The organism is Flavobacterium kingsejongi (assembly GCF_003076475.1).
In the GTDB taxonomy this organism is placed as follows: domain Bacteria; phylum Bacteroidota; class Bacteroidia; order Flavobacteriales; family Flavobacteriaceae; genus Flavobacterium; species Flavobacterium kingsejongi.
Window position 1 is genome coordinate 1,668,689 of record NZ_CP020919.1, and the last position, 23,357, is coordinate 1,692,045.

Here is a 23,357-nt window from a genome sequence, read left to right on the forward strand (position 1 = left end):
TTTTTGATTTATAAGATTGTAAAGCATAGGTATCGTATCGCAATGGAGGTTATTCCGTGAAGCAATCAGTTCAGTATGGCATTAAAATAATTTACACTATGTTTTTGCTTTGATGTTCACCATGATTGGCAGGCTGTAGCTCACTCGTACCGGAATTCCATTAGCTTGTGCAGGGATCCATTTTGGTGAAATAGAGAGCAGTCGCATAGCTTCTTCCCCGGTTCCATACCCAAGATCCCGGATGACTTCCGTATGCGAGAGGCTGCCGTCTTTTTCGACTATAAAAGTAATGATCACCCGACCGGTAATGTCTTTGTCGACGACCGGTGTTTTGAAATTTTGCTGGACAAACGTATAGAATTGTGCAATGCCACCCGGAAATTCCGGTTTCTGGGATAATGTATTATCGGTATATACTTCCTCTCTTGAAGCATGATCCCGAACTGTAGTTTTGAGTGCTTCCGGAATTGCTTTATTCGGAGTATTGGCCGGCGCCTTTTCCGTTACTTTTTTTGTTTTGGTTTCCGGTTGTAAAGTCCATTCAAGGACTTTTGGATAGTGGTCTGCCGGATTGCTAAAGGCTTTTTCAAATCCTTTATGAGTGTAGAGTTGCAACTGAAAGGGTTGGGGGAACTTTTTGCTTCTTGCATTTTTATACACCGGGCTTACGCTATAAAATGCAATGTCTTCAGGTTTGTATTTTTGGAGTGTTGCGGTACTGGTATTTTGACTATCGATCCATAAGGCAAATTTCGCAGCATCCTGCCATTCCTTAAGTTGTGCAGCAGTAGGAGTTTTTTTGACCAATGGCGGCGGTGGTTTTGGGAGCCTGGCTTTTTCGGCTGTTGTTAACGCCCCATATTTTTTGGTTGTAAGTGTACCGTCTGCATTTTTAATTTTAAAGATCGTTTCTGCATAATATACTTCACTGGTCGGTGGAAGTGTAACCGGGTTTTCCTGAGGTGTTGCCTGTAGGCTGTTTTGACTTGCTACAGTTTCGCTACAGATGAAAAACACGAGTATAGCCATCAAAGGCAATACGATCGTTTGTTTGAAGAGGCGACGGGTCACCGGGGTATTTTTAGTCATCATGAGCAGTCTTTTTTTAGTTACGGAGAAAGTAAGGGTACTGGCGAGGCTATAATTTTGTTTCCGTGCTGCTTTTTCGAGCAACAGATTTTGATAGTATGGAATGTCATCGTACGATTGTATCACCTTATCATCGGCCAGGAATTCATGGTTGAGTTGTATTGCTTTTTTGTACAACAGGAGTAATGGGTTGAACCAAAAAACAGTTTTTAAGATTTCGATAAACAAAATATCAAAGGTGTGATGTTCCCGGGCATGGGTGAGTTCATGTGTATACAATACAGCTTCGATATCGCGGTTGTCATAATCCTGTTTGTTGATAAAGATATACTGCAGGAACGTATGAGGCAGTATTTTCTCTTCCAGTAAAATGAGTATGGCTCCCTGGTAATAGATTTTTGAGTTTTTCCTGATTCTCTGTCGAAATTTATACAAATTACGGATTAACCTTATCGTAAACAATAAAGTGACTAATGCATAAATGATGCCCACTGCAAGCAGTGCATAATTGGATTCATTAGCTGCAATAGTGATATCTCCTGATAGTGGAAGTATATTCGTCTCGGGCATTGCCTCAACGGTTTCGGTATACTGCGTTATAGTAATAAATGGAATGCCCATTGAAAATACAAGCGCAACTAACAGGAAAAAGCGATTAAAGCGGTGCATTTTTTCTTTTTCCAATACTAAGGAGTAGAGCAACAGCAATAGCCCCAGGGTAAGTGTAGATTTGAGTAGGAAGTCTGTCATGCTTTCTTTTTTTGGAGTTGCCTGTCGATAATCTTTTGAAGTTCTTTCAGTTCTGCCTCTGTTAAATTGGTTTCGGTCGTAAAGAAAGAAGCGAACTGGGAAGCGGAATTATTAAAGAAATTTTTAATCAAACCGTTTACATGCCTGGAGAAGTAATCCGTTTTTTTGACCAAAGGATAGTATTCTCTCGAATTTCCATATTCTTTATAGGCAACAAATTTTTTATCAATCATGCGTTTCAGCAGTGTCGCTACTGTCGTATTTGCCGGTTTGGGATCAGGATAGGCTTCGAGCAGGTCTTTCATAAATGCTTTTTCGAGTTTCCAGAGGTGCTGCATTAATTGTTGTTCGGTTGCGGATAACTGCATCATAATTTTATTTTAGCGTGTTGTTGTATTATTTAGAAGGTAGTTCAGGCAATGTCATTTCGATCAATGGTGTTAAGGGAATATCCTGCCCGGCAGCATCCTGTTCCCGGATCAATTCTCCTTCTTTATACGTCATAATCCCGGTACGTTTGCCACTGGTATCATAATTATTCCAGGCGCCGTCGTAGGACCAATGCAGGCCATTTTGTTTTGTTTCCCCTTTTTTGCTTTTTCGTCCGTTGGGATGGTAATAGGTGAGTGTACTCCTGGAACCATGGTAGCGTTCTTTTTTGACCAGCCTGCCATTTTCATAATAGCGCCATTTCCGATTCTCCTCTCCCTTGTGGTAATGACCATGGGATTCATACCGTACGCCATCTTCAGTTCGTTTCTCAATCCAATGCCCAACCCGTTCGTTATTTTCCATGCGATTGGTGACACAGGAAGTGCATATAAGCGCCATTAAAATCAGGATAAAAACAGCACTGCGGTTGATTGGGATCAGGTAATTCATGTCTACAAGTATAGTTTGTGTTCTACAAATGTAGAATAAAAAATTAATCCTGCAACAAAACACCATAAAAAAATAATCCACTCGTTAGGAGTGGATTAAGGGTTGTTGAAGTCTGTGATTGGTATGGATTTAGTCGGTTAAATCCAATTGGTCCAATTGGTTTCCGGTAAGGGATTTTCGATTTTTGGTTATTTTCTCGATACTCCAGTTCCACCATTGCAGTTCCAGCAGTTGTTGAATTTGCGCTTCTGAAAATCTTTTTTTGATTTCGATTCCTGGATTCCCGCCTACAATAGTATAGGGTGGAACATCTTTGACAACAGTAGCGTTTGTAGCAATTATTGCGCCATCTCCAATGGTTACTCCGGCCATTATTGTAGCATTATAACCAATCCAGACATCGTTTCCGATGACAATATTGCCCCGTTTGGGATAGGATTTTCCTTCCATTGCATCTTCCCAGCCGTTTCCGAAAATAGCAAAAGGATAGGTTGTCAATGCGTCCGTCAGGTGGTTGGCGCCATTCATGATAAAGGTGACGCCGGAAGCAATCATACAGAATTTACCAATGATCAGTTGATCGCCGATAAAGTCGAAGTGGTATTTTACATTGCGTTCAAAGTTTGCTACATTTTCAAAATCATCATAATAGGTATAATCTCCCACGATGATGTTAGGATTTTTGATGGTATTTTTCAAAAAGCACATTCGATCATAATGGGGAAGTGGGAATTGCAGGTCTTTATCGGGTCCGTTCATACGATAGGTTTTAAGAGTTTTAGATCAATTTCATGTTTTTTATAGCCTTGAAATTGCTTCCAGTATTTGTTTTTTAGCTATTTTTCAAATAGTCACTTTTGAGGATACGGTATTGTATGTGGTCGTGGTATACGGTTCCTTTTTTGGTGTGTTGCTTTAATTCAGCTTCCCAGACCATACCACATTTAAGCATTACAGCTCCGGAAGCCGGATTAATGGTCAGGTGCGTAGCCAGAATCTTATTCAGTTGTAGGATTTCAAAACCAAATTGTATTATGGCTTTCGTCGCTTCTGTCATGTATCCTTTATTCCAGTATTCCTTAGCAAGCCAATAGCCTAATTCGCCCCGATCAAAACGTTGATTGATCATAAGGGCAATGCTGCCTATTAGTTTTGGATCGCCCTTTTGCCGAATGGCGAAAGAATAATGGTTACCCAAAAGGAATTGTTCGTGGATGTGCCTGGACCAGGCTATTCCATCCGCTTCGGTATAGGGATACGGAATATTAAGGGTGCGCTGTGCATAGACAGGATCTTTGAAAATAGCAAGCAATTCGGGAATATCCGAAGAACCAAATTTATTTAAGATGAGGTGTTCCGTATTGAGCTCTGGGAATGGATGCATGGTCAAGGCAGTCTTATAATGTTATTGGGAAAGGGGATTCTAAGGTAAGAAATTTAAATCAATAATTGATTCGGTAATACATGGGGACCAGAACAGGCTTTTCATTTTGCATTGCCGGAGCCCATTGGGGCGCACTTTGAATCAGTTGTACCAATTCCTTTTTCTCCCCTGCCTGCTCCAGCCCTTTAACAATGGCAATATTAATCAGGCTGCCTTCCTGGGTAACAGTAAACACAATCCCAATATGGCCATGTTCTTTAAGCAGCCTTTGTGGGAATTGGTAATGGCTGGTTATATAATCATGAAAAGCTACCGAACTGTTTTTGAAACCGGTTCCGTATCCTGCAGAAAGCGCTTCGAGCTTTTCGGGTTGTATGGCTTTGATGCCCGATTTTTGGGAGGTACAACAACAGAGGAGTAGTACGATGCTAAGCAATACTGCGGGAGTAATACTGTTTCGGGATAAAGAAAAAGGAAAAGCCATGTACGGAATTATTTTCGGTTACTAATTATGGTATAGTAGTATGAAAACCGTTGGCTGTGGGAAAAGGCCTTCAGGAATTTTGCAAGTATCCGGAACAGGCTCGATGGGGAGGAGCTATCGGATAGTATTCTTGGAATGCAAAAATAAGATAAAATTCCATTGCAGTCCCAACTTCATAAAAAAATCCGCTCGGTGGGAGCGGATTATAGTATAAGTGGTGATAGAATTATTTTGCCTGGAATAATTCAACAAAATATTTGTAGAACAATGGAATGGTTTCAATTCCTTTAAGGTAATTGAACACGCCAAAATGCTCGTTAGGGGAGTGGATGGCATCGCTGTCCAGTCCAAAGCCCATTAATATGGTTTTGCTTTTTAATTCTTTTTCAAATAGCGCTACAATTGGAATGCTGCCTCCGGAGCGTACCGGAATAGGCTGAACACCAAAGCTTTCGTTATAGGCTTTTGCAGCAGCCTGGTAGCCAATGCTATCGATAGGTGTTACATATCCTTGTCCACCGTGGTGTGGTGTCACTTTTACGCGTACGCCACTTGGGGCAATGCTTTCAAAATGCTTGGTAAAGAGTGTGGTGATTTCCTGCCAGTCCTGATTTGGAACCAGACGCATGGAAATTTTAGCATAGGCTTTACTTGCGATTACAGTTTTAGCGCCTTCGCCGGTATAACCACCCCAGATCCCATTAACATCCAGTGTAGGGCGAATGGAATTGCGTTCGTTAGTTACATAGCCTTTTTCACCATATATGTCGGTAAGGTCCAGTGCTTTTTTATATTTATCCAGGGAGAAAGGTGCTTTGGCCATTTCTGCTCTTTCTTCTGTTGAGAGTTCTTCTACTTTGTCGTAGAATCCCGGAATTGTAATATTGTTGTCTTCGTCATGCAGAGAGGCGATCATTTTTGCCAGGATATTAATAGGATTGGCTACTGCACCACCATACAATCCGGAATGCAGGTCACGATTTGGTCCTGTTACTTCTACTTCTACATAACTGAGTCCGCGCAAGCCGGTTGTTATGGAAGGTTGTGTATTGGAGATCATTCCGGTATCGGAGATCAGGATGACATCATTTTTTAATTTTTCCTGATTGCGTTCTACAAACCAACCCAGGCTGGCAGAACCAACTTCTTCTTCTCCTTCAATCATGAATTTCACATTGCAGGGCAGGTTTTTGGTCTGGACCATGTATTCCAATGCTTTGACATGCATGTACATCTGTCCTTTATCATCACAGGCACCACGGGCGAATATTGCACCATCAGGATGGATGTCTGTTTTTTTGATTACAGGTTCAAAAGGAGGTGAGGTCCATAGTTCCACCGGATCTGGTGGTTGGACATCATAATGGCCATAAACCAGGACAGTAGGAAGATTCGGATCGATGATTTTCTCTCCGTAAACAATAGGATATCCCGGAGTATCACAGATTTCTACAAAATCACATCCTGCTTTTTCGAGGCTGGCTTTTACGGCATCTGCAGTATCGATCACATCCTGTGAATAAGCACTGTCAGCACTGACAGAAGGTATTTTTAATAATTCTATTAATTCATTAAGGAAACGTTCTTTGTTTTGCTGAACGTAGTCTTTTATATTGTCCATTATATCGGTTTGAAATATTACTATAAAGTCAAAAATACAAAAAAAGATTTATATGAAAATTTTTGCTTTTTTAGTTTGATAATTAAAAAATAGGACTATCTTTGCACCCACTTAGAGAAACAACTACTGTTTTATAAGCCTGCGGGTGTGGTGAAATTGGTAGACACGCCAGACTTAGGATCTGGTGCCTCACGGTGTGAAGGTTCGAGTCCTTTCACCCGCACATCTAAAAGCTCCAATGGTCTATTGGGGCTTTTTTTATGCCTTTATTTTTCATATTACCTTTTCTATGAAATTCTGGATCAAACGCAAAGCTTGGGGATTACCCAAAAAGATTAGATAATCTAAATAAGAAGAAATCTACTTTACGCACTCCTCTAAATTGACTTCTAAATGCTTTTACTTTAGCATTAAAAGATTCTGCTGAAGCATTTGTACTTCTATTGTCAAAATAGTTTAAGATTGACTGGTAATTAACCGTTATAGTATTTAAAAGGATATTAAAATTTTTAAACCCTGACTCCTCTACATTCCTGTACCAATGTGCCAATTTTGTCATCGCAACGTGTTTATTGTTATGATTGTTGTAAATACCTCGTAGTTGTTGGGTTAAACTGTATGCCTTTTTAATATCGGGATATAAGCCAAATAACAATTGGGCTCGTTCATTTTGTCTTTCGGTCCATTTATCGCGGGATTTATAAAGAACATATCTACTTCTGGCGAGCAACTGTTTTACAGAGTCTCCATTAGATAAAAGATCTGGGAGATAAGTTTTTTTTTCTTTTTCCGCTTGTAATATGAATCGATTCTCAGTATCCATCGCTTCCCAACGATATTTTATTCTAATCTCCTGTAATGCTTCTAGAGCTAATTTTTGAACATGAAATCTATCGGTAACCTGTACCGCTTTTGGAAAACATTTTTTGGAAATCAACTTCATGGAATTAGCCATGTCAAGTGTTATTTCTTGAACCCAACTTCTTTTTTTGTAATCAATTTTACAGATATGTTCAATGACCTGATCTGCCTTTGTCCCTGCAATAATAGCAACTAGGCAACCTTTTTTACCTTTAGCTTCCTTATTGGTTACAATAGTAAAAAGCTCACCCTGAGACAAGGCTACTTCATCAATTGACAAGTGGGTACCTATATTTTCAGGATAAATAATCCACTCATGTGCATGTTCACGTTGAGCCCACGTACTAAAGGAGCTTAAATGTTTTTTGTATTGTCTTTGTAACTTTTTCCCATTGACTCCAAAGAAACTTCCAATGGTATGACAGTCAATAGCAGTTTTATCTATTAATTTCTTTTAAAAAAGCCGCAAACTCCTGAGTCATGCGGGTTCCCTTGGCAACTAGATTCCAATCTCTTTTAACGATCTCACTTGTGTCTTTATTGGTCCAGCGACGTCTTTTGATGTGTAGATACACAAACTTCCCTCTCAAAGGAAAGTCCTGAATAGTGATCTCATCCTGGAAACCCTTTGAGATTAACTGAAGTCCATTAAATTCTGACGGAGGTTTGGCATGCTCTTCAAAGTATAGGTGTAATATTTCTTCTGCATTAGTAGAAGAAACCACTTCAAAATGGGCAACTAAAAAATCAGGAAGCATAAACTTCAATAGCTCTATAGGGGTCATATCAAATTCTTAGATTGCAAATTTCTGATTTTATTTTGACATTCCTCCCCAAGTTTTGTTCTTGATCCATAACGGATCATTCTCAGATCGCGAAAGATTATAACGAAATGAATTTAAAAATTACTGTTTTGTCGTATTCTGATACTTTTTTGACGTATAGGGGCAATTCTGGGAAAATTGATTTTGTAGTTTAGCGTAACTGTTTTAATAGTCAGTTAAGTTAGGGTATAGCTTACAGTTAATAGGTGATTTTTATGAAAACCATTGGTTGTTATAATGTCCTGTAGCTATTACCTTGGTTCTTTCCATTTCAGCCATTATTATATTTAGGGGTAAATTAATAATGGCTGGGGAGGACCTCAAATTTGACTTTCTTTTACAGTAATCTTACTTCGGATATCGGATCTTACTATAAACCACCCATTTTAGGTCTTTCCAGTGCCAAGAGCTGGTGTATGGGTTATAGGGCTTTTGGCAGGAAAGTCTGATCAGTAGATCCCAGAGGTTTAATTTTCTACACTAAAAATCGGTTCGCTACTACTTTTACTCCTTCTACTACTATTATTTTTATGCGCTTTGGTTTCGGCCTAAAATGAATAACTTTGACGTACTAACCACCATGAACGTTCGCAACTATGCAAAAAGCATTAATCAATAGCATTCTACTATCGGGAGGCAATTATTACTATGACCAGGCAGTAATTCTTCGTTCCGGGATTATTGAAAACGTAATTCCTGAGGCTGAGGTTCCGGATGAGATGATCCGGATAGATCTGAAAGGTGACTGGCTCTGTCCTGGATTTATAGACCTTCAGGTTATGGGAGCCGGAGGGGCACTTTTCGGCGGAGTACCTTCTGTGGAGTATCTTGCAATTATGGAGCACGAATTGTTGCGACAGGGCGTCACGACTTTTTTACCTACAGTATCGACGAATGCTCCTGAAATTATGGAGCAGGCAATAGCGTCGGCTGTGGCCTATCGGAAAGTGGCAATCGGAAATTTCTTAGGATTACATTTGGAAGGCCCCTATATTAATCCGAAATATCGTGGGGCACATCCGGAATCATTGATCCATAAGGCTTCTATATCGGAAGTAAAAAATAGGATAAGGAATGCTGCGGGAGAAATCAAAATGATAACCCTGGCACCGGAACTTCAAGATGCTGATGTGCTTGATTTTTTACAACATCAAAAAATTGTAGTAGCAATTGGGCATAGTGGCGCAACATATGAAGAAGCCATTGCGTTTTTCTCAGGTGAAATAAAAACAGCCACCCATCTTTTTAACGGAATGGCCCCAATGCATCACCGAACCCCCGGACTCATTCCTGCAATCTTTAGGGAGCGGCCATTTACGAGCATTGTAGCGGATGGAATTCATGTTTCGTTTGCCATGCTTGAACTCGCCAAAAAACTTTTGGGTGACCGGTTGTATCTTATCTCTGATGCTGCTACGCTAACAACTACCGGTATTTATCAGCATACTTTTAAAGGCGATCATTATGTAACAGTTGCTGAAAATGGACAAGAAGTCCTTTCTGGATCTGCATTGACCATGTTGCGTGCCCTACAGAATTGCGTGATCCATGCTGGGATTGCATTACCGGAAGCGGTAAATATGGCCACTCTATATCCGGCACAAGTCCTGGGATTAGCAACCGAGATAGGACTGATCGCACCCGGTTATGCTGCCAACTTAGTCGCCTTTGACCAGCACTATAACTGTAGTGCTGTATTTTTTAAAGGCAATCTTGTGGAGGCATAAAAAAAGAGCAGTATCCTGCCCTTTTAAACTGTAATTCTATTAATGTTCCTTAGATTAAAGGGCGTAATGAATTGCTGTATGTAATTTTATAAGGACTGGCGGAATTGGTATAGTCCTTCATGATATAAATGAATTTGTATTCTTTTGCTTTTTCAGCTTCAATTATAAATTCCTGTTTCTTGTAGCGGTCAATAATTTTAGTATCCAGTGTATTTTCAATGCGTACTTTATTAGCAACACCCGAAGACATATTGCTGATCAGTTGATTATTGAATAAGGAGCCTTTTTCATTTGATACACTAAACTCTTCTCCCTGGTATTTATTGGTAAATATAATCACAGAGTAGTTGGCGGCGGTAGCATTGATTTTTTTTAGAAAATTGCTTTTCTGGGTGTCGGAAACCTTTTTGAAATCATCACGGTATTGCTCGGTATACAACAGGCTGGCTTCTTTTGAATCGGGCGATGTTGAGATCGTCTTTTTTGCAGTATGGCACATCGTGAATAGTGCGATAAAAAAGAGCAGGCATAATTTCTTCATAAGAGGACTTTTAGTTATGATTTTAAAATTAAAAGAAACCGTTGCAAATCGCTATTCTTTTATGATTCTACAATTTAATTTTAACAAAAAAGCCTTCCCGCGAAGGAAGGCTTTAAAAAAAAGAACCAATTAACTAACTCAACTATTGTTTTACTATTTTTAGTGTTGCCACATTATTATCAGCATCTGTTACCTTGACAAGGTAGAGGCCTTGTGCTACATCATCAAATGAAAATGCATGACGGGCTTCGAAATTTCCTTTGTATTCTTTGGCCAGTTGTCCCTGTATCGTATATAACGAAACCTGGTTTACGGCTTTCGTGAGATAAAAAGAAGCCGAGGCTGGATTGGGATACAGGCTGATTGCAGGTTGCGCTATGAATTGTTCATTCCCCAAAACAGCGGCCTGGTTCCCATAGATTTTATACTCGCCCGGTTGTAGGGTAACTGTAGTTACAGTACTACTGATGGTGGTATTGTCCAGGAGATTGTACCAGGTTCCGGTGATAGGGAAATTGGTGTTTACAGTTTTGGAGGTTAGGTCAAAATTGGCCAGCACAATTACATTTTTCAACTGATCTGCCGCCAGGGCAGCATTGCTGATCTCAATTCGGGGTAATAAATTTCCTGAAGTGATGGTAAAGGTAGGGGAATCGAATACCGGGTTGTTTTGGCGCAATGCGTTTATCGCAGCCCAGGAATTGTAAATCGCCATACGGTCGGGATTGCTACTGTATCCATTTTCAAATGGAATGGGTTTAGGGCTGGTACGACAATCATTATTAATCGTCCCATTTTCACATTCATTGATGGAATGGTCATAACCGAGTTCTCCAAATTGCCAAATCATTTTTGGGCCTGGTATTGTCAGCAGTACTGCTCCAATGGCTTTCATTCTGTTCAGGGCTGTGGTTAGTGTCCTCACATTGTAAACAGGTGCCGTTGTAGAAGCATTCCCATATTGCAGGTTTTTGAACATCAGGCGTTCTTCATCATGGCTTTCGGCGTATCCGACCAGGCGGGGAGCGGTAAATCCGCGGTTTTCAAAATCCATGCTGTTGAAATTACTGTTGGAAGCATAGCCCATACTATTTTGATTGTAAGGATCGGTGGTTTTACCCCAGAGCATAATTCCTTTGCCTTCATTCACCCTATAGTTGGCCCATTCTGTTTCTTCCGTAGCTGATCCTCCAATACCCAAATGTTCGAAGATAATATAGAAGTTGGGATCAATAGCCCATTGTATATCGGCATATTGCTTCAATACAGCCACACGATCGGCATTATAATTATTGGTACACGCTTCGTTATTGGTACAATTTTGTGTAAATCCTTTGGTAAGATCCCAACGGAAACCATCGATTTTAAATTCGTTCATCCAGTGTTCGATAGTACGCTGTACATAGTATTGTGTTGCGGCTGATTGGTGATTCAAATCGGAACCTACACTATAACTGTGCGTAGCGACAACATTGCAATAAGGATTCTGTGCGGTAGGATCTCCAAAACCATCTCCATCGGGATCATTCATCCACATGCGTACCAATGGGGAACGACCGTAAACATGATTCAACGCCACATCAAGGATTACTGCGATACCATTTTCGTGGCAAAGGTCAATAAATTGCTTCATTGAATCGGCTGTTCCATAAGCTTTGTCCAAAGCCAGGTGAAATGCGGTATTGTAGCCCCAGGAATTGTTACCTTCAAATTCCATTACCGGCATGATCTCAATCGCATTGATTTTAAGATTTTTGAAGTATTCTATTTGTGCACTTAAAGAGGTCCAGGTCTTCTGGCTGTTGAAATCCCGGATTAACAATTCATAAATAACCAGTTTTTCTTTCGAAGGGCGGATGAAGTTACTTACCTGCCAGTTGTAGGCCGCCTGATTGGTTTTTAAAACCGAAACATCAAAAGACTGGCCTGCGGGATAAACGGGCACATTAGGATAGGTAGCTGCTGTAATATAAGGATCGTCATAAGGGGAGAGAATCAGGGTAGAATACGGATCTGCAGTTTTGATTCCGTCATTTGTACGGTATTGAAAAGTATAATCTGTTCCTGGTGTGAAGCCTGTAATTTCCATCCAATACAGATCCGGGTTAGCGGTGTCTTTTTTCATTAGGTAGGCGTTGGACAGTTGCCAGTTGTTAAAACTTCCCAGTACATGCACATACGATTTTAGCGGAGCATAGAGTACAAGGGTTGCTTTTGTAGCGTCGGCAGCGTTGTAATTAATTCCCTGGCGCATACCAGCAGGAAGTGCCTGAGCCTGGACAACAGGGGTAGTGATGGCTGCATAGGTTTTAGAAAGTACTGTACCGGAAGCTGGTTCTGTAGCAGTAAGTTCAAAGGCAGCATCAGTATTCATGGTATAGTTATGGCTGAATGTAGTAGTGCCATTTGTAGTAGCAACATTTACTCCATTCACTTTCAGTACCCAGTTCGCTGCCAGGGATGATGATGCGGTAATAGGAAGTATGCTTCCTGCATTGACAATCGTAGTACTGCCTTGTGCAGGATTGGAAGCTGTAATTTGAAAAGTACCTACTTCAAGGTAAATATCCTGTGATTTTTTATCTCCGTTCGCATTTTTGGCTTTGACCAATAAACCGATTTTTCCAATACCAGTACGGTTATAAAAAGTGGTAGGGACAATGGTTTTAGTATAGGTGTCGTTGGCTGCATTATAGGTAAACTTATTCGTTTCCGACGAATTTTCCCAGCTGCCATTGGTTGGGCAGTCGATACTGTTAGTATCATTAAGGTCATAGGACCAGCTCCATAGGTAGAGCGCATTTCCGGTAATACCCCAGGCAGCTTCATTGACGCTACTGCCGTTGATAGTAAGGGTGACTGACTGCGTTTCATCAAAGGAGGCGGGGGTAGCATTATAGGTCACGGTTTGGACCTGTGCCCATCCAAAGAAGGAAACCAGACAAAGTAAAAAAGTAATTTTTTTCATATAGGGGTGGGGATTTAAAAAAGGGCTGTTAAGTAACAGCCCTTTGGTTTTAAATGTATTCTATATTATTGCAATGTGATAGTATAAGTATACGCTCTTGGATTGCTTAAGTCAAGTGTGATAACGTATGTTCCTGCAGTAGCAACACCGATATTGGCACCGGAATATACCAGTGTTCCATCAGAAGCATTTGCAACAGTATCACCAAGATTTAAATCCCAGGCATTATTTGCTCTGAATTTCCATCCGTTATCCGGAGCGTTTTGTGCTGTAAGTGCTACTGTAAGCGTCCATTTTTTAGTGGCAGCATCGTAGGTCATTGGCGTACTGTTTTCCCAACCCCCTGGTGTTGAATTACCAATGATTCCCCAGTTAGTCTGTGTCAGACTATACGTTAATAAACTTGGATTGGCTTTTACCAAATAGTATCCGGCTGTTGCAGTAATATTTCCAGCGGTTGCAGATAATACACCATCAGAAGCCGTACTTCCGTAGTTTGTTCCGTTCTCGTTTGGCTGAGTAGCGAATTTAAATCCATTATCTGGAGAAGTGATTGTGTTGGCAATATACATGTAGCCTTCAAATTCGAAATTACCGTAGGCTAAAGATTTCAATTGTGGCGCAGTCTCATAGCTAAAGTTTGCACCATAGCCACTTTCAGCCTGGTATCCGCCAGGGATCCATAATCGTGGCGTTTCAGTAGTATAAGGTGTTATGATCATTTCCACGGCATTACTATACATTACCACATCGCCAACATAGGCTTTGATACGTACCTCAAAGTTAGCGGTTTCATAAGGTGTAGCACCCAAAGTCAGCAATGCTGCATTTAAAATACTATGGGAAGCAGCAAACTGAAGTGTCCCGGATGTGATTCCTACAGTAGTAGGAGTAGCAAAATTCTGTCCCTGTGTATCGATTTGAATCGCATAGTTTGGAATAATCCCAGCACCTAAATTAGCGGCACTCCATACGAAACGTTCTGCAAGCTGATCCATCGTATCAGGATTCAGTGTATATACGTTTCCTGTTTCTGGTGCCTCCAATACAGGGGCATCAATCCCTTGGACAACTGGACGGTCCTGTACATCATCAGTGTTACACGACAAAGCGAGTAAGGCAAATAATGCTATAAATGATTTTGTTATATTTTTCATGGTATAAAATAATTAGTTTTTATTAATATCCTGGATTTTGTATCAGTTTAGGGTTGGCTGCCAGTGCATTGGAAGGAATTGGGAAAATACTACGGAAACTTGGTGTTGGATTTCCACTTGGTGTATTTCCTTTCCATGGCCATACGTAGGCACCTCCGGTGAATTTACCAAAACGGATCAAATCCGTTCTGCGGTGTCCTTCCCAGTGTAATTCACGTGCTCTTTCATCCAGAATAAAATTCAGGTCAATTGACGTTACGTCTCCACTGGCATTTCCGTAAGCTCTTTCCCGAAGGCTGTTTACATAAGAAAGGCCTTGTCCTACATTGGCTCCGGTTCTTACGGCACATTCTGCATACATTAAATAAGCATCCGCAAGACGGAACATTGGGAAGTCTGTATCGACAAAATCTCCGGAAGCATCAGATCCCTGATTGCCATTGATATCCACATTTTTGAATTTTTTTATCGCATACCCATCAGCGAAATTACTCACATCACTAATTACCAGGGACTGACCGGCAGTATGGAAGTTAGAACGTGTATCCTGAGTCCCGGTCTGGAATTTATTTACAAAAGCGGAGGTTGTACGAATACCGCCCCATCCACCATTGATACCAAATTCGGCTGCAGACATAGATCCTCCTACAGGTGCATGTACCAGAAAAGTAGTACCACCATAGGTTTTAGTATTCAATCCGTCGAAAGCAACGGCAAAGATCACTTCATTCTGAGAACCGTTACGGTCATTGTCTGCTAAGAATAACTGTCTGTAGTTACTATGAATGCTGTAACCGCTATTGATCACCTCGGTCAGTAAAGGAAGTGCTTCGGTATATTTTTCGATTCCGGTATATACTTTGGAATTCATCATTAGTTTGGCATGTAACATCCAGACTGCAGCACGGTCAGCACGAGGGTATTCATTGGTTCTCGGTGCTTTTAGCAATGGTGCAATTTCAGTAAGCTCCGTATCGATGAAATCGAACATTTCCTGAGCTGTAACCTGATCCGGAAGGAAATAGGTAGTTGGGTCGTTTTCGGTTACTAAACCTACCCTTCCTCCAAATAAATCCAGGAAGTGCCAGTAGCTAAGTGCTCTTAAAAAACGAGCTTCAGCCCTGAAAACAGTAATTTCAGCTTTTTGCTCTTCTGAAACACCTCTGGAGTTCAGTTTTTCATCGGTAGTCTGGCGTAAAAATTCGTTACAGTTTTTTACCTGGAAATCCAGCCTGCTGAAAGTAGCATTGATAAAAAGATCGGAAGCCGACCAGCTTTGGTTATGAAAATCTCTAATCGTATTGTCATTCCAACCAATAATAGCCTCATCTGTTGTCAGTTCGTTCATCATCCATAATCCACGGATGTACTGGCTTGTACCTTCGTCAATTCCAGAGATATCCGGTGTTCCGGCTGGGCCATTCTGACCTGTTGTTGCCAGTCCTGCATACAGTTTGGCTAACGTTTGGCGATAAGCCGCCGGATTGCTGTACAGATCCTCAACAGAAGGATTGCCTTCGTTTGCAGGGTTGGACTGGTCTAAGTCGTCCATGCAGGAAGTGAGTAACAGCGCCAGGAATAAAATTCCTATTCGGGATAGCGTTATACTTATTTTTTTCATATCGTTTTTATTAGAAATTAACATTAAGACCTAAAGTATAGGTTCGGGGTCTTGGATAGATATTATTGTCGATACCATTTTGTACTTCAGGATCAATTCCTTTGTATCCGGTAATTACGAATACATTTTGTACAGCTCCAGTTAATCGCATTGTTGTGCCTTCTGTAAATACATTTTTAAAAGTATAGCCCAGTGTTACGTTATCCATTCTCAGGAAAGAAGCATCCTGGATGTAGTAATCTGACTCGTATCTTGGCGCACTGAAATTGGTGTCCAATATACTGGTATGTGCATTGGAAAGGTAATTCCCATTGGAAGGCAATGCCTGAGCCTGGTTTCCGAAATTAGAGAAGATGTTATTGTAATTGTAGTTGCCATAACTTCCTCTGAAACTCATAGAGATCCACCAGTTTTTGTAAGTAAAATCGGTGTTGAATCCGTAGAACATATCAGCAGATGGTTTGCGGAAACGGTATTTGTCATCTGCATTGATGATACCATCACCATTACGGTCTACGTATACACCATCCAATACTTTTCCATTAGCATCATACGCCTGTTCGTATACAAAAAATGAATTTGGAGCAAATCCTACCTGGTTGTTCTGTACTGTTGTACCAGTTCCTCCCGAAATTCCACCGACATTATAGCCTGCAAATCCAGGAGTATCAGAATTTGTCAATTTTGTTATCTCAGAATTCTGGAAGGTGATGTTAGCGCCAATGCGCCAGGAGATATCCTCTTTTTTAATTGGATAAGCCTCTAAGCTAACTTCCATACCTTTATTTTCCAGGTTTCCAATGTTGTAAAAGGCGCCATTTGAAAAGTTAACTCCTTGTGGGTTTGGAGCATATACGATCAGGTCATTGGTTTTACGTTTATATAATTCCACAGATCCTGTAATACGGTCGTTGAAAAAACCGAAGTCCAACCCTAAATTGAGAGTTTCCGTTTCTTCCCATTTCAGGTCCTGGTTGTAGGCTAAAGGAGTATAAGTCTGTACATAGATTGGGCTTCCATCGGGATTGTAGCCAATCTGGTAGGCCGCTGTTGAAGTTGACGAACGGTACAAAGGATAAGAAGGATAACGTGCTCCGGTGTCCTGTTGTCCGGTGATACCCCAGCTGGCACGTAATTTCAAATCACTTACAATAGTACTGGTCTTCAGGAAATCCTCCTGGTTGATTTTCCATGCTGCTGCTGCTGCAGGGAAATACCCCCAACGGTTGTCTTTGGTGAATCGGGAAGATCCATCGGCTCTTAACGATCCGTTCAGGATATATTTATCAGCAATAGTAATGGTAGCACGGCCAAAGAAAGATTGTAAATTCAAACGTTCCTTTGATGGGATTCCAGGGTTTAGTATGTTGTTTACCGCATCAAAATTATAACTGTTGTTTTCATAACGGAAATCCTGATAGTTGTATCCTCCAGTAAAATCAAAATTGGTATTCAGGGATTCCGCTGTTTTGTTGTAGTTGAAGTACAAATCCATTACCTGGTTTTTGTTAGCCTGAGTTCGGCGGTAAGCAGAACCAGCTTCAGCAGTTACTACGTAGTCAGCATCGGTGTTGCCATAAGCACGGCCCGAAGCATAATCATAACCAAAGTTGGCAATTAATTTCAAGTCTTCAAAAGAATGGATTTTATATTCAAATTGTGCATTTCCAATACTTCTGTAGGTATTACCAAAATTGTGCTTTTGCTCGATCATGGCTACCGGGTTACGGCTTGCGTTCACTTCATAAGCACCATTGGTTGCCCATTGGTAGTAATTTCCAAAAGCATTATCCTGATACACATTTTGTGTAGGGTCAAAAGCTATAGCCGCTCCAACAGCACCTCTTTCACTATAATTATTTTTCATAGCGGTAGTTTTGTTGTTCAGCTCAATTTTTAAATGATTATCAAAGAAGTTTCCGGTAACGTTAGCGCCCAGGGTTGTTCTTTCGAAATTATCATATTTCAGCAAACCATTTAAGTTAGTATAACCTACGGAAGTACGGTATACGATATTATCGGTACCACCGGATAGGGCGATATTATGGTCTGTTCCCAAAGCAGTTCGGTAAATTTCTTTCTGCCAATCGGTATTTGCAGTGCCTAAAAAAGCTTTTTGAGGAACTGATCCGTGGGCGTTTACATACGAGCGGTATTGGTCACCGTTAAATACATCTACAGTCTTAACGATCTCACTCACCTGAAAGTTACCGTTATAGGTCACCTGCATTTCGCCTGATTTTCCTTTTTTGGTGGTGATAATAATAACACCATTGGAAGCTCTCGATCCATAGATTGCAGTAGCAGCAGCATCTTTCAATACGGTCATGCTGGCAATATCATTCTGGTTCAGGTTCGCCAATGGATTACGGCCCCCTTCTACACCTCCACCACCAGTATCAACCGGCACACCATCAATCACATACAATGGATCATTATTGGCATTTAAGGAAGATCCGCTTCGGATTCTGATTAAGGCACCACCACCTGGTTCACCACCAGCATTGGTAATCTGAAGTCCCGAAACACGTCCCTGCAACATTTGGTCTGCAGATACGACCGGTCCTTTGTTCAATTGCTCGGAAGTAAGGTTTGTTAATGCTCCGGTAGCATCTTTTTTCTTTACACTTCCGTAACCTACTACGACTACTTCCTGTAATTCAGAAGCATCTTCAGTAAGCGTAATTATCACATTTTTTTGTCCACTATACGTTAAGGTATTGTTTTTAAATCCCAGAAAAGAAAAAAGAATGACATCTCCTTGTTTTAAATTTGGTAAGGCAAATTTACCGTCGAAATCAGTTGACGAACCTGTAGTGGTTCCCTGAATTACCACATTTACTCCTGGTAATGGCTGTCCGGTATTATCCTGGACAATTCCATTCAGTGTCCCCTGAGCGAGGATACTAAAAGGGAGCAAAAGCAATGAAAGTAAGACCTTTTTATACATTGGTTTCATACATTTTGTTTAGGTTAAAATCTTTTTTTTGTACTTATATTTTCACTTCGAATGTTAAATCTATGTAAATATCCCGTTCAAAAAAATTTAGCCGATTTTTAAATAGACCGAAAACGTTTGCGTGTTGAAAACTTTCTCGAAAACACAGTATTAGCCTCTTAAAAATAGGATTCTTGGAAATAAAATTCGCGTTTTTTAGAGAATCAGCAATGAGCCCAAAATGATCCTCAAAAGTACATTTGGTTAAACACTCTAAAAACACGAAATCCTATTCGCCTTTAGATATAATTTGATGTGGATTATGGCCTATATTTTTTTCGAAAGCAAAAATCCGTGCGGAAAATGAAATTTTGTACTGCAGTTATACTTCTGAGGATTCTTGATTTTGAAATAACTGGAAATTCTGATATATTTGTAATTCCCTATGCTGCTGTATGCTATGCTGCGACAGTGCAAAACATTCCTTAGTAATGGAAACGTAATAGCTCCATTATCCCCACTACTATATATAGTATCATACGTTTTCGCATTACAATGCTAAGGCGTTTGGGCTTATTTTGAATCAGTCATAACTAAAACAATGTGTATGAGACAAAAACTACTTATTGCCCCTTTTATAGGTATAGCTCCGGTCCGCTTTGGCATGACAACCCGTGAAGTGACGCTTTTACTGGGGCCGCCGGAAGAATTACTGATCGATAGTTCCAATGGTGAATTGCGGGAATTCAGGCGGGGCAATACCTTACAGTTACTCTATAAGAATAAAGGAGAACACCTGGTCGAAATTGGACTGGATGCAACCATCGATGAATTATACTTTGAAAATATCGCTGTTTTTAAAGGAGATCCGCTCCAAATTGCCCAGGCGTTATGCAGTATGGATGAAAATCCCCATGAATATGAAGGTTGTATATTGTTGCTGAACCTGGGAATAGCACTCAGGGGGTTTGAAGAGGGAAGTGTAGTACCCAGGACGATTACGGTATTTGAATCACTCCGGTGGGGCGAACTTAAAACCGGTGTAAAGCCCTATCAATCCTATAAAGTGTAGTGGAAATATCATAACTTTACTACCATAAAAAATATAAAATTGAGACTACAGTCGCTGTTGTTTTTGTGTTGAGAACATGCTATCCAACACAGAATTAATGGGGTAAAATTGTGATTACCCTAAATATCAATTACCTTTAGTGGCAAAATAATATTTTACTACAAAGAGTATGAAAAGAAAAGTAACTCTTAAACAGATTGCTAAGGAGCTGGATGTTTCGATTTCAACCGTTTCAAAATCATTGCGCGACAGTTCCGAAATTAGTGAAGATACACGGCTAAAAGTCAAGGCCTTTGCAAAGCTGTACAACTACAAGCCTAACAATATTGCACTAAGCCTTAAAAACAAACGAACCAAAACCATTGGGATTATCATCCCGGAGATTGTACATCATTTTTTCGCTACGGTCATCAGTGGCATTGAGCAGGTAGCCAATGAAAACGGATATAACGTTATCGTTTGCCTGTCCGATGAATCTTTTGATAAAGAGGTGATCAATATGGAAATGCTTGCCAATGGCAGTATCGACGGGTTTATTATGTCTTTGTCCAAAGAAACACAGTTAAAAAAAGACTTTCATCACATTACGGAAATCATCAATCAGGGGATGCCGGTAGTGATGTTTGACCGGATTTCCAACGATATCCTTTGCGATAAAGTAATTATAGATGATGAATTTGCCGCCTACTCCGCAGTACAACACCTGATTAATAAAGGATTCCGAAAAGTTGCCCTGATTACCACAGTGGATTATGTTAGTGTTGGGAAGTTGCGTACAGACGGTTACCGTCATGCGTTGCGGGACAATAACATTGCAGTAGATGAAAATCTAATTATTAAGATAGAAGACATCGATCATTGTGCTGAAGCAATAGAAGCATTAATTGGCAATCATGCTATTGATGCCATATTTGCTGTAAATGAACTCTTTGCTGTAACAGCTATAAAAGCAGCTAATAAGTTCAATATCAAGGTTCCGGAGCAGTTGTCTGTCATCGGTTTTACCGATGGTATTATTTCTAAATATTCTTCGCCATCCATTACAACAGTAAGTCAGAATGGGATTAAAATGGGCGGGAAGGCTGCAAAAATGCTGATTGAAAGACTGGAAATGGAAGATGAAGAAGAAGAACATTACAAAACAGAAGTTATAGAAACCCACCTGGTGGAACGAGAATCTACGCTATCGTTGTAGTTTGGTGTAACGTATTGATAGTTAGGATTTAAAAATTGTTTTAGGGCAATTTTTAAATCCTAATTTTTTTTAAAATAAATTTTCAGGTTAAAAAAAGCTTTATATTTACGGCATTATTCAAAACTTATATTTTTCACTTCAACCTAAATTAAGTTTTGATAAGCATAGCGCTTATCGTATATAATCAACAAATTACGATAATGGAAAAGCGTAGATTAAGTTTCTGGGAAATTTGGAACATGAGTTTCGGTTTCTTAGGGATACAGATGGGTTTTGCCCTGCAAAATGCCAACGCAAGCAGAATTCTACAAATTTTTGGTGCCGATGTGCATGAGCTTTCCTGGTTTTGGATTATCGCACCATTAATGGGGTTGATTGTCCAGCCGATTATAGGCCATTACAGCGACAACACCTGGAGTCGTTTTGGGCGTAGGAAACCCTTTTTTCTGGTAGGAGCTGTTTTAGCTTCTGTCGGGTTAATCCTGATGCCACAAGCCGATATTTTTATTGCTGTACTTCCCGCATTGTGGGTAGGTGCAGGAATGCTCATGATCATGGATGCCTCCTTTAATATTGCCATGGAACCGTTCCGGGCTTTGGTAGGTGATAATTTAAGAACCGACCAGCGTACTGCAGGATTTAGTATACAGACCGCACTGATTGGCTTTGGAGCCGTAATCGGTTCTTGGATGCCGTATGTATTGACCAACTGGTTTGGTATTTCCAATGAAGCTGCTCCCGGAGCCGTGCCTTTCCACCTGACACTTTCTTTTATTATTGGTGCTGCAATCCTTATTTTGTCGATTATAGTGACTTTGGTAACCACCAAGGAATATTCACCAACAGAACTGGCAAATTTTGTAGATGAAAATGTACATCAGGAACCTGTGCGCAAGGAAGAGTTTGCCGAAAAAGCAAAGCTGACGGATATCTTTTCTGATTTTGCCAAAATGCCAACAACCATGCGGCAGTTGAGCTGGGTACAGTTTTTCTCCTGGTTTGGTCTCTTTGGGATGTGGGTATTTACCACGCCGGCTATCGCACACCATATTTATGGTTTGCCATTAACGGACACTTCCAGTAAAGCATATCAGAATGCCGGAGATTGGGTAGGTGTACTTTTTGGAGTATATAATCTGGTATCTGCGTTAATCGCTTTGTTCTTTTTACCGATGATTGCTAAAAAGATCGGTAGGAAATCCACACATGCAATGTCGCTTATTATCGGGGGAATCGGACTGATCTCTGTTTACTTTATGCCCGATAAAAACTGGATCATACTTTCCATGATTTGCGTTGGAGTAGCCTGGGCGAGTATATTGGCCATGCCTTATGCCATCCTCGCAGGATCTATTACGCCTAAGAAAATGGGCGTCTACATGGGAATATTCAATTTCTTCGTGGTGATTCCTCAAATCATCAATGCCCTCATCGGTGGACCGATTGTAAAATACCTCTATGGCGGTAACGCAATCTATGCTTTAATCACCAGTGGCGTTAGCTTTATTATAGCGGCACTCCTGGTCTATAAAGTAAAAGATGTCGATGATATCAAATCCTAATTAAAATTACTTAACCTTTTTTTGATGAATAAGAAAGCATTTGTATTCGACCTTGACGGAGTCATTGTCGATACCGCAAAATACCATTTCCTGGCCTGGCAGAAAATCGCCGGTGGCCTCGGAATTGATTTTACCCACGAACATAATGAACAACTAAAAGGAGTGAGCAGAGTACGCTCGCTGGATCTGATCCTTGAGCTGGGCAACATAAAAGCATCGGAAGAAGATAAGAACCAATGGTTGGTACAGAAAAATGACGATTACCTTACCTATATGGCTACAATGGATGAAAGTGAGATTCTTCCAGGTGTTGTAAGGGTATTACAATACCTAAAAGATACGAATCAGCCCATCGCACTGGGATCAGCCAGTAAGAATGCACGACCAATATTGGAAAAGGTAAAAATCATCCATTTTTTCGACGAGATCGTTGATGGAAATGATGTAACCAATGCCAAGCCAGATCCTGAAGTATTCCTGTGCGCGGCACGATTGTTACACACTGCTCCCGAAAACACTATTGTTTTTGAGGATTCCGTAGCCGGAATACAAGCTGCGAATACTGCCGGAATGACGAGTATCGGAATTGGAGATGCCAAAGTATTACACGAAGCACAATATGTGTTTACAGATTTTACCCAGATAGATACTAAATTTTTAGAAACCTTAGTTAATAAATAA

At 40.5% G+C, this 23,357-nt stretch carries 19 protein-coding genes and 1 tRNA gene; 6 read left to right on the top strand and 14 right to left on the bottom strand.

Features of this window, described 5'->3' with window-relative positions; all coding sequences use genetic code 11:
- Positions 1–96 precede the first annotated feature (96 nt).
- The 7 genes from FK004_RS07270 to FK004_RS07300 form a co-directional block, all read right to left on the bottom strand.
- Positions 97–1,839 (bottom strand): M56 family metallopeptidase, encoded by a 1,743-nt coding sequence (locus FK004_RS07270; protein WP_108736661.1) that lies wholly within the window; start codon positions 1,837–1,839, stop codon positions 97–99.
- Positions 1,836–2,210: a BlaI/MecI/CopY family transcriptional regulator gene (locus tag FK004_RS07275; RefSeq protein WP_108736662.1), complete on the bottom strand. Its 375-nt coding sequence runs from the start codon at positions 2,208–2,210 to the stop codon at positions 1,836–1,838. Before FK004_RS07275 ends, FK004_RS07270 begins: the two co-directional genes overlap by 4 nt.
- A 25-nt stretch (positions 2,211–2,235) precedes the next feature.
- Entirely contained in the window at positions 2,236–2,721 is a 486-nt protein-coding gene (locus FK004_RS07280; protein WP_108736663.1) for a toxin-antitoxin system YwqK family antitoxin, read from the bottom strand.
- Between the two features lie 129 nt (positions 2,722–2,850).
- Positions 2,851–3,480 carry a CatB-related O-acetyltransferase gene (locus FK004_RS07285; protein WP_108736664.1) on the bottom strand — a complete coding sequence of 210 codons (630 nt, stop codon included), beginning with the start codon at positions 3,478–3,480 and terminating at the stop codon, positions 2,851–2,853.
- A 73-nt stretch (positions 3,481–3,553) separates the two neighbouring features.
- Positions 3,554–4,105: a GNAT family N-acetyltransferase gene (locus FK004_RS07290; RefSeq protein WP_108736665.1), complete on the bottom strand. Its 552-nt coding sequence runs from the start codon at positions 4,103–4,105 to the stop codon at positions 3,554–3,556.
- Between the two features lie 58 nt (positions 4,106–4,163).
- Positions 4,164–4,589 carry an energy transducer TonB gene (locus FK004_RS07295; protein ID WP_108736666.1) on the bottom strand — a complete coding sequence of 142 codons (426 nt, stop codon included), beginning with the start codon at positions 4,587–4,589 and terminating at the stop codon, positions 4,164–4,166.
- Positions 4,590–4,815: 226 nt separating this feature from the next.
- A complete protein-coding gene (locus FK004_RS07300; protein WP_108736667.1) occupies positions 4,816–6,210 on the bottom strand; it encodes a dipeptidase in 1,395 nt (464 codons plus the stop codon).
- A gap of 141 nt (positions 6,211–6,351) precedes the next feature.
- Between FK004_RS07300 and FK004_RS07305 the strand changes: the two genes are divergently transcribed.
- Positions 6,352–6,433: transfer RNA gene (locus FK004_RS07305), tRNA-Leu, on the top strand.
- 99 nt (positions 6,434–6,532) lie between these two features.
- Here the strand turns inward: FK004_RS07305 and FK004_RS07310 are convergent.
- Both FK004_RS07310 and FK004_RS07315 read right to left on the bottom strand, forming a co-directional pair.
- Complete coding sequence (locus FK004_RS07310; protein ID WP_108736668.1) at positions 6,533–7,516, bottom strand: ISAon1 family transposase; 984 nt, start codon at positions 7,514–7,516, stop codon at positions 6,533–6,535.
- A complete protein-coding gene (locus tag FK004_RS07315) occupies positions 7,509–7,856 on the bottom strand; it encodes an ISAon1 family transposase N-terminal region protein (protein WP_108736669.1) in 348 nt (115 codons plus the stop codon). The genes FK004_RS07310 and FK004_RS07315 overlap by 8 nt, the downstream gene beginning before the upstream one ends.
- A 635-nt stretch (positions 7,857–8,491) precedes the next feature.
- Between FK004_RS07315 and nagA the strand changes: the two genes are divergently transcribed.
- Positions 8,492–9,622, top strand: coding sequence for an N-acetylglucosamine-6-phosphate deacetylase (nagA, locus tag FK004_RS07320; RefSeq protein WP_108736670.1), 1,131 nt, complete (start codon positions 8,492–8,494; stop codon positions 9,620–9,622).
- A gap of 49 nt (positions 9,623–9,671) precedes the next feature.
- Here the strand turns inward: nagA and FK004_RS07325 are convergent, their stop codons facing one another.
- The 5 genes from FK004_RS07325 to FK004_RS07345 form a co-directional block, all read right to left on the bottom strand.
- On the bottom strand, positions 9,672–10,163 hold the full coding sequence (locus tag FK004_RS07325) for a hypothetical protein (RefSeq protein WP_108736671.1): 492 nt from the start codon (positions 10,161–10,163) through the stop codon (positions 9,672–9,674).
- Between the two features lie 142 nt (positions 10,164–10,305).
- On the bottom strand, positions 10,306–13,131 hold the full coding sequence (locus FK004_RS07330; protein ID WP_108736672.1) for an alpha-amylase family glycosyl hydrolase: 2,826 nt from the start codon (positions 13,129–13,131) through the stop codon (positions 10,306–10,308).
- A gap of 65 nt (positions 13,132–13,196) precedes the next feature.
- Positions 13,197–14,288, bottom strand: a complete 1,092-nt coding sequence (locus FK004_RS07335; RefSeq protein ID WP_108736673.1) for a SusE domain-containing protein — start codon at positions 14,286–14,288, stop codon at positions 13,197–13,199.
- A gap of 22 nt (positions 14,289–14,310) precedes the next feature.
- A complete protein-coding gene (locus tag FK004_RS07340; protein WP_108738779.1) occupies positions 14,311–15,909 on the bottom strand; it encodes a RagB/SusD family nutrient uptake outer membrane protein in 1,599 nt (532 codons plus the stop codon).
- A 10-nt stretch (positions 15,910–15,919) separates the two neighbouring features.
- The gene (locus FK004_RS07345) at positions 15,920–18,868 is read right to left on the bottom strand and encodes a SusC/RagA family TonB-linked outer membrane protein (RefSeq protein ID WP_108736674.1); all 2,949 of its coding nucleotides are present in this window, start codon (positions 18,866–18,868) and stop codon (positions 15,920–15,922) included.
- Between the two features lie 586 nt (positions 18,869–19,454).
- Between FK004_RS07345 and FK004_RS07350 the strand changes: the two genes are divergently transcribed.
- The 4 genes from FK004_RS07350 to pgmB all read left to right on the top strand — a co-directional run bounded on the left by FK004_RS07350 (position 19,455) and on the right by pgmB (position 23,357).
- Positions 19,455–19,919: a hypothetical protein gene (locus FK004_RS07350; RefSeq protein WP_108736675.1), complete on the top strand. Its 465-nt coding sequence runs from the start codon at positions 19,455–19,457 to the stop codon at positions 19,917–19,919.
- A gap of 169 nt (positions 19,920–20,088) precedes the next feature.
- Positions 20,089–21,114, top strand: coding sequence for a LacI family DNA-binding transcriptional regulator (locus FK004_RS07355; protein ID WP_108736676.1), 1,026 nt, complete (start codon positions 20,089–20,091; stop codon positions 21,112–21,114).
- A gap of 200 nt (positions 21,115–21,314) precedes the next feature.
- Positions 21,315–22,676, top strand: coding sequence for an MFS transporter (locus tag FK004_RS07360; protein WP_108736677.1), 1,362 nt, complete (start codon positions 21,315–21,317; stop codon positions 22,674–22,676).
- Positions 22,677–22,700: 24 nt separating this feature from the next.
- Complete coding sequence (gene pgmB, locus FK004_RS07365) at positions 22,701–23,357, top strand: beta-phosphoglucomutase (RefSeq protein WP_108736678.1); 657 nt, start codon at positions 22,701–22,703, stop codon at positions 23,355–23,357.